Annotated in this window: 7 protein-coding genes; 5 read left to right on the top strand and 2 right to left on the bottom strand. The window is 71.3% G+C overall.

Annotated features, from left to right (window positions below; genetic code table 11):
* Nucleotides 1–88: 88 nt before the first annotated feature.
* Together N864_RS18305 and N864_RS18300 are read right to left on the bottom strand one after the other, a co-directional pair.
* Nucleotides 89–955 (bottom strand): ABC-2 transporter permease, encoded by an 867-nt coding sequence (locus N864_RS18305; RefSeq protein WP_051518774.1) that lies wholly within the window; start codon nt 953–955, stop codon nt 89–91.
* Complete coding sequence (locus N864_RS18300; protein ID WP_034720426.1) at nt 952–1,851, bottom strand: ABC transporter ATP-binding protein; 900 nt, start codon at nt 1,849–1,851, stop codon at nt 952–954. Before N864_RS18300 ends, N864_RS18305 begins: the two co-directional genes overlap by 4 nt.
* Nucleotides 1,852–2,062: 211 nt before the next feature.
* Between N864_RS18300 and N864_RS18295 the strand changes: the two genes are divergently transcribed.
* The 5 genes from N864_RS18295 to N864_RS18275 form a co-directional block, all read left to right on the top strand.
* A complete protein-coding gene (locus N864_RS18295) occupies nt 2,063–2,752 on the top strand; it encodes an energy-coupling factor ABC transporter permease (RefSeq protein ID WP_034720424.1) in 690 nt (229 codons plus the stop codon).
* On the top strand, nt 2,749–3,078 hold the full coding sequence (locus N864_RS25745) for a PDGLE domain-containing protein (RefSeq protein WP_034720421.1): 330 nt from the start codon (nt 2,749–2,751) through the stop codon (nt 3,076–3,078). Before N864_RS18295 ends, N864_RS25745 begins: the two co-directional genes overlap by 4 nt.
* Entirely contained in the window at nt 3,062–3,844 is a 783-nt protein-coding gene (gene cbiQ, locus N864_RS18285) for a cobalt ECF transporter T component CbiQ (RefSeq protein WP_240474396.1), read from the top strand. The genes N864_RS25745 and cbiQ overlap by 17 nt, the downstream gene beginning before the upstream one ends.
* Entirely contained in the window at nt 3,841–4,593 is a 753-nt protein-coding gene (locus N864_RS18280) for an energy-coupling factor ABC transporter ATP-binding protein (RefSeq protein ID WP_034720419.1), read from the top strand. The genes cbiQ and N864_RS18280 overlap by 4 nt, the downstream gene beginning before the upstream one ends.
* A gap of 94 nt (nt 4,594–4,687) precedes the next feature.
* The coding region (locus N864_RS18275; protein ID WP_034720416.1) for an ATP-binding cassette domain-containing protein at nt 4,688–6,006 on the top strand (1,319 nt) is incomplete at its 3' end.

Here is a 6,006-nt window from a genome sequence, read left to right as displayed (position 1 = left end):
TTCGACGGTTACTGGCCCTTCGACGGTTGGTTGAGGTGGTCGAGCGGCGGGAGGACCGACCGACCACCCCAACCCGGGGAGGTGGGGGCTACTTCACCTCGGCGCGGGAGAGGCGCCACATCCCCACGACGAGCGGCAGGACGACCCATACGCCGACGGAGGCGGCGAGGTGCGCCCACTGCTCTGCAGTCAGGGCGCGGCCCAGGAAGAGCGGGTTCATCGTCCGGTTGAGGTCCAGCCAGTTCGCCACACCGTTGAGCCAGGTGACGAGGGAGGAGAGGATTCCCCACACGGTCGGTAGGGCGAAGTAGGTGACGATCGCGGCCGGGGTGTTCTTGAACAGCATGCCGAAGCCAACACCCTGCGCCAGGCCGAGCAGAACGTAGAGGCCGGCGCCCGTCACGACGAGGCCACCGATCTCCCAGCCCGGGGTGATGCCCCGGATCGTGATGGCCGCCTGGTGGACCAGCGCGGCCAAGACGATGGCGAGCGCGAAGGCGGCGATGCCGACGAGGAGCGACGCGACGAACTTCGCCCAGCCGACCCGCAGGCGGCGCGGCTCCATCGTGAAGGTCACGAGGCCGGTCCGCTGCGACCACTCCGAGGTCACGGCGAGGATCCCGACGACGGGCAGGATGATGGCCATCGGCATCGTCGTGGCCTGGAGGTAGTCCTCGAACCGGTGCTGGCCACCGTCGACGAAGAACAGGATGACGAGCGCCGCGGCGATCGCCGCACCGACGCCGATGAGCAGCCACCGACCGGCTCGCGTGTCGAGCATCTTGCGCAGTTCCACGTGCACCAGCCGGGCGAAGGACACGCCGCGTGTCGGGCGGGACCCGGGGATCGGACTGGGCACCGCAGCAACCGACGGGAGCGCGGACTCGGCGTGCGGGCTGCGTCCGACGCTGCTGGGGTCGGGCATGCCGGGGATGCGGTGCGTCGTGGTGCTCACGCCGCCACCTCCTCACGGGCCGTCTCGGACGTGAGCTCGAGGAACATCTCCTCGAGACCACGGGAGTCGCCGGACCGCAGCTCGACGAGGGCGATCCCGGTCGCGGCGGCGACCCGGCCGACGTCGACCGGATCGGCCTCGACCTGCAGGCCCCCAGTGGCGAGGGCGGTGGCCGCGACGGTGGCGTCGTCGAGTGCCCGGGCCAAGGCCGTGTCGTCGACGGAGCGGACGAAGGTGCCCGCGCCGGCGAGGAGCTGCTCCTTGGTGCCTTGCGCGACGATGCGGCCGTGCCCGATGACGATGATCTCGTCCGCGACCCGCTCGATCTCGTTCAGCAGGTGCGAGCTGAGCAGGACCGTCCCGCCGCGGTCGGCATACCCACGCAGCAGGTCGCGCATCCAGCGGATGCCGGCAGGGTCGAGACCGTTGGCGGGCTCGTCGAGGATGAGGACCTCGGGGTCGCCGAGCAGGGCATGGGCGATGCCGAGGCGCTGACGCATCCCGAGCGAGTAGTTGCGCACGCGACGGCTCGCCTCCTTGTCGGTGAGCCCGACGAGCTGGATCATCTCGTCGACCCGGCGCCGGTCGACGCCCATGAAGATGGCGCCGAGGCTCAGCACCTCGCGGCCGGTGCGGCCGGCGTGCTGGGCGGAGGCGTCGAGCAGCGTGCCGACGTAGCGGCCGGGGTTCGGCAGGCTCGCGTAGGGCCGGCCGAGGACGGTCGTGGTGCCGGACGTGGCGGGGGTCAGCCCGGCCATGATCCGCATGGCGGTGGTCTTGCCAGCGCCGTTCGGGCCGAGGAAGCCGGTGACCTGCCCGGGCTTGACCTCGAAGGAGACGTCGTCGACGGCGGTGAAGCCGCCGTATCTCTTGGTCAGTCGGTCAACTGTGATCATGCGCTCCAGCCTGTCGGGGCCGGACGCCGCCGGCCATGAGGGTCCGACCTCAGGGGACCCTGAGCCGACCCTGAGCCGGCTCAGGGTCGTCGGGTCGTGGCCTCTCGACGAGTAGTGGCCTCTCGTCGGTTAATGGCCTTTCGACGAGTAGTGGCCACTCGACTGGGTGATCCAGATGCGACACAGTCGCATCTGGACCTAGACTCTGTCCATGCACGTGCCCGACGGATTCCTCGACGCCCCCACGTCGATCGCGACCGCGGTCGTCGCTGCGGGCGCGGTGGCGGCGGCGCTCCGGGGCGCACGGCACGACCTCGACGACCGGACCGCGCCGATGGCCGGCCTCGTCGCGGTGTTCGTCTTCGCGGGCCAGATGATCAACTTCCCGGTCGGGGCCGGCACATCGGGCCACCTCCTCGGTGGGGCGCTCGCCGCCGTCCTCGTCGGGCCCTGGCTGGCAACCCTCTCGATCACCGTCGTCCTGCTCGTCCAGGCCTTCCTCTTCGCCGACGGCGGGGTGACCGCGCTCGGCACGAACGTGCTGCTCATGGCCGTGGTCGGCGTGTGGGTCGGTTATGGCGTCTTCCGACTCTTCCGCCGGCCTTTCCCCCAGCGTCTCTCGTCGGTCGGAGTCGCCGCCGCCATGGGTGCTTTTGTGTCCGTCCCCGTTGCCGCAGCGGCCTTCACCGGCCTGTTCGCCGTCGGCGGCCAGGCCCCCATCCCGGTCGGTTCCGTCCTGACGGCGATGGTCTGGGTGCACCTGCTCATCGGCATCGGCGAGGCACTCATCACTGCGCTCGTCGTCGGCTCGGTCGTCGCGGTCCGGCCTGACCTCGTCCACGGCGCGCGGCCCCTGCTCACCACCCGCGAGCTCGAGATCCGCGAGGACGTGCGCGCATGACGACGAAGCGCTTCGCCATCGTCGGTGTCCTCCTCGCCCTGCTCGTGGCGGGCGTCCTGTCCTTCTACGCCTCGAAGAGCCCGGACGGACTCCAGCACGTCGCGGAGACAAAGGGATTCAGCCAGACAGAGACCCAGCACAGCACGGCGAACGGCCCCCTCGCCGGCTACGAGGCGAAGGGGGTGAGCAGCCCTCACCTGTCCAAGGGGCTGGCCGGGGTCGTCGGGGTCGGCGTGACCGGACTGGTGATGGGTGGTCTCGTCCTCGTCTTGCGCCGCCAGGCGTCCTCGCCTGCGGACCCACCTCACCATGACGACGACCGCTGAGGTGGGGGCGTCGCACGGGCACGCGCTGCACCACCACGGCCATTCGCCGGTGCACCGGCTGCCCGCCCACACGAAGATCGTCGCCCTCCTCGTCTTCGTCCTCGCCGTCGTCGCGACGCCTCGCACGACGTTCTGGCCGTATGCCGCTCACCTCGTCGCGCTGCTGGCAGCCGTCCGCGCGTCGCGAGTTCCCTTCCCGTACCTCGCGAAACGGCTCGTCGTCGAGGTCCCGTTCGTGGTGTTCGCGCTGCTGATGCCGTTCATCGCGACCGGTCCCCGGACCGCGGTGGGTCCGCTCCACCTGTCCGAGGCTGGTCTCTGGGGTGCCTGGGCCCTGCTCGCCAAGGGCACCCTCGGCGTCCTCGCATCACTCCTGCTCGCCGCGACGACGGAGCCGCGCGACATCATCGCCGGCTTCGAGCGGCTCCACCTCCCACAGCCGCTCGTGCAGATCATGAGCTTCATGATCCGCTACCTCGAGGTCGTCACCGGAGAGCTGAACCGGATGCGGATCGCCCGCGCCTCCAGGGGTTTTCAGGCGCGCTCGCTTCGGCAGTGGCCGGCGCTCGGCGCAACCCTCGGCGCCCTGTTCATCCGCTCCTACGAGCGGGGCGAGCGGGTCCACCTCGCGATGCTCTCCCGTGGGTACGCCGGCCGGATGCCGACGCTCCACGTGCTGACGGCCACCCGCGCGCAATGGGTGCTGAGCGGCATACTGCCGGCGGTTGCCGTCACCGTGTGCGCAGCCGGGATGGTGAACGCATGACGACCCCCGTGCTCGACGTGCGCGGTCTCGCCTATGCCTACCCGGACGGACACCAGGCGCTCTACGGCGTGAACCTGCACGTCCACCAAGGCGAGCGGGTCGCCCTGCTCGGCCCCAACGGAGCCGGCAAGACCACCCTCGTGCTGCACCTGAACGGCATCCTCACCGCCGGGGCGGGCACCGTTGCCGTCTCGGGTCTGTCCGTGTCGAAGGACACCCTGCAGGAGATCCGCCGCCGCGTCGGCATCGTCTTCCAGGACCCCGACGACCAGCTCTTCATGCCGACGGTCCACGACGACGTCGCATTCGGCCCCGCGAACCTCGGCCTGCGAGGCGACGCGCTGGAGGCCCGCGTCCGGCGCGCGCTCGAGCAAGTCGGCATGGCCGACTTCGCGGACCGGCCGCCGCACCACCTCTCGTTCGGGCAACGGCGGCGGGTGGCCGTCGCCACCGTCCTCGCCATGGAGCCGGAGATCCTCGTCATGGACGAGCCGAGCTCCAACCTCGACCCCGCCTCCCGCCGGGAGCTGGCCGACATCGTCACGTCGCTCGACGTCACCGTCCTCATGGTGACGCACGACCTGCCGTACGCCCTCGAGCTGTGCGAGCGGTCCGTCATCCTGGCCGACGGAGTCATCGCCGCCGACGGCGCGACCCGGGACCTCCTCGGCGACGCGGACCTGATGGCCCGGAACCGGCTCGAGCTGCCGTACGGGTTCGACCCGTCCTTCGTCGCCCCACGTCGGTAAAACGCGTGACAGACCGGACGGCCGCTCCCTAGAGTTGCCGCCGTGTGGATGTCCTGACGCCCCGAGCCACTGACCTCGCGACCCCAGGACCCGTATGCCTACCATCCTCACCATCACCGACCTCGCCGTCGCACTCGGCGCGCGCACCCTCTTCACCGGCCTCGACCTGACCCTGGCCGACGGCGACGTGACCGCGGTCGTCGGCCCCAACGGCTCGGGCAAGTCGAGCCTGATGCGCACCATCGTCGGGGAGCTCGTGCCCGAGCTCGGCTCCGTCCGGCTCGCCCCGACGGCCGCGACGATCGCCTGGCTCCCCCAGGTGCTGCCCGACCCCGAGGAGTCGCTCCTCGACTACGCCCGCCGCCGCACCGGCGTGGCCGCCGCGGACGGCGAGCTCGAGGCGGCGGCCGAGGCCCTTTCCTCCGGTATGCCGCTGAGCGAGGACAGATACGCCGCCGCCCTCGAGCGCTGGCTGGCTCTCGGCGCCGCCGACCTCGACCAGCGGCTGCCGGAGGTGGCCGCACGCATCGGCCTCGACGTCGATCCGACCCGTCCGCTGGGCTCGTTGTCGGGGGGACAGGCCGCGCGAGCCTCGCTCGTCACCGTGCTCCTCAGCCAGTACGACGTGCTCCTGCTCGACGAGCCGACGAACAACCTGGACGCCCGAGGCCTCGAGCTGATGGCCGAGTTCGTCCGCTCGCATGCGGGACCCGTCCTCATCGCGAGCCACGACCGGGCCTTCCTCGACGCCGTCGCCACGAACGTGCTCGAGCTCGACCTGCACCAGCAGCAGGTCCGGCACTACAAGGGCGGCTGGAGCGAGTTCGTCGCGCAGCGCGAGCTCGTCCGCGCCCAGGCCTGGGAAGCCTACGAGGGATATGCCGAGGCGCGGGACTCCCTCGCCGCACAGGCGAGGCAGCGTCAGGAATGGGCGGTCAAGGGTCGGAGCGGACCCAAGGCGACCAAGGAGCCGGACAAGTACATCCGGGAGAAGCACCGCGCCCGCGCCGACCGGCAGGGCGCCAAGGCGGCGCGCATCGTGCGCGCCGTCGACCGCCTCGCGACCGTCGAACAGCCCCGCAAGGAGTGGCAGCTGCGCTACGCCATCGCAGAGGGCCGGCCCTCCGCCGACATCGTCGCCACCCTCGCCGACGGCGTCATCGAGCGGGGCGGCTTCCGCCTCGGCCCGGTCAACCTCACGGTGGCACGTGGCGACCGGATCGCCGTCGCCGGCGACAACGGGAGCGGGAAGACGACCCTGCTCGCCGCCCTGCTGGGACGGCTCCCGCTGACCTCGGGGCGGCAGTCGCTCGGCACCCGGGTCGAGGTCGGTGTCCTCGACCAGCGGCGCCGGCTGCTCGATGCCGACGAGTCCCTGCTCGATGTGGTCCGCCGGGCCTTGGGACCGTCGGG

Origin of the sequence: Intrasporangium chromatireducens Q5-1 (assembly GCF_000576575.1) — a bacterium.
In the GTDB taxonomy this organism is placed as follows: domain Bacteria; phylum Actinomycetota; class Actinomycetes; order Actinomycetales; family Dermatophilaceae; genus Intrasporangium_A; species Intrasporangium_A chromatireducens.
This window is presented reverse-complemented; position numbering and strand designations above follow the sequence as displayed.